Here is a 1400-nt window from a genome sequence, read left to right on the forward strand (position 1 = left end):
GCCTCGCGCGCCGCGATCCTGGCGTCCCGGACCCGCGTGGAGTCGTGCACCGGGACCTCCCACACCCGGCTCATCCCACCCCCGGGCGGGACGAGGGCACCGGGGCGACCCAGGCGACGGCCGTGACGGTCGTGCCCCGGCCCGGCTCGGTGTCGACGCCGAACTCGTGCACCAGCCGTCTCGCTCCGCTCAGGCCGAGTCCCAGACCGCCACCGGAGGTGTATCCGTCGGTCATGGCCAGCTCCAGGTCGCGGATGCCCGGACCGCTGTCGATGAAGCGCATGCGCAGACCCCGGGTACGGCCGTTGTCCAGCGGGGTGATCTCGGCCCGCCCGCCGCCGCCGTGCACCAGCGTGTTGCGGGCCAGCTCGCTCGCCGCCGTCACCAGTTTGGTCTGCTGCACCAGGCCGAAACCGAGCTGTGCCGCGCACTGCCGCACGTGCTGCCGGACCCAGGCCAGATCCGCGTCCGAGCCGATGGGCAGGCTCGTCGCGGTCGCCTGGCCGGACGGCTGCATCAGCTCCCCCTCTGGGTGAGCAGTTCCATGGCGCGGTCGACGTCCAGGGCGGTGACCAGGCCCGGCAGGGTCAGCCCCAGTTCGACCAGGGTGATCGCCACCGCGGGCCGCATGCCGGCCAGGACCGTACGGGCCGCCAGCAGGCCGGCGGTGGAGGCGATCTCCGCGAGCACCCGGCCGAGGAAGGAGTCGACCATGTCCACGCCCGAGATGTCGATCACCACACCGGTGACCCGGCTGGTCGCGATGCGGCTGGTGATGTCGTGCTGCAACTGCTCGGCCATGCCGTCGTGCAGCTCGCCCTGCAAGGAGACCAGCAGGACGTCGCCCAGGGCGAGCACCGGGACCTGGGCGGGATGACCGGGATGGGGCTGGTTCACCGGGCGCTCGCACCCGCGTCCGTACGGGAGACCTCGATGCCCTGCTTGCTCAGCGCGTAGGCCAGCGCGTCGGACAGCGAGGCACGGGTGAGCACCGTGCCCAGGTCGATGCCGAGCTGCACGATGGTCTGCGCGATGGCCGGGCGGATGCCGGAGACGATGCACTCGGCGCCCATCAGCCGGGCCGCGGCGACCGTCTTCATCAGGTGCTGGGCGACGAGCGAGTCGACCGTCGGCACCCCGGTGATGTCCAGGATGGCGTACCGGGCCCGCTGGTCGACGATGGCCTCCAGCAGCGACTCCATCACGACCTGGCTGCGCGCGCTGTCCAGCGTCCCGATCAGGGGTACGGCGACCGTGCCCTCCCAGAGCTTGATCACCGGGGTGGCCACCTCGAGCAGCTGCTGGCGCTGCCGCTCGATCAGCTCCGCGTTGGCGTCCAGCGCCGTCTCCATCACCACCAGGCGCAGCGTGCACAGCAGCAGGGTGAGCGCCAGCACGGA

The 1400-nt window shown here is 72.1% G+C and carries 3 protein-coding genes; all 3 read right to left on the bottom strand.

The annotated features are described in order from the left end of the window. Positions 1–70: 70 nt before the first annotated feature. Positions 71–517, bottom strand: a complete 447-nt coding sequence (locus IE312_RS06395; RefSeq protein ID WP_189979157.1) for an anti-sigma regulatory factor — start codon at positions 515–517, stop codon at positions 71–73. Continuing rightward, on the bottom strand, positions 517–897 hold the full coding sequence (locus IE312_RS06400; protein WP_189979159.1) for an STAS domain-containing protein: 381 nt from the start codon (positions 895–897) through the stop codon (positions 517–519). Before IE312_RS06400 ends, IE312_RS06395 begins: the two co-directional genes overlap by 1 nt. After that, positions 894–1400: STAS domain-containing protein (locus IE312_RS39070; protein ID WP_229899178.1), on the bottom strand; the 507-nt coding region annotated here is incomplete at its 5' end. The genes IE312_RS39070 and IE312_RS06400, both read right to left, overlap by 4 nt.

Source organism: Streptomyces capoamus, assembly GCF_014654935.1.
GTDB classification, from domain to species: Bacteria; Actinomycetota; Actinomycetes; order Streptomycetales; family Streptomycetaceae; genus Streptomyces; species Streptomyces capoamus.

What these genes read in the sequence shown, in the direction of transcription:
- IE312_RS06395 (WP_189979157.1), bottom strand. Translation starts at nt 517, where the DNA reads ATGCAGCCGTCCGGCCAGGCGACCGCGACGAGCCTGCCCATCGGCTCG.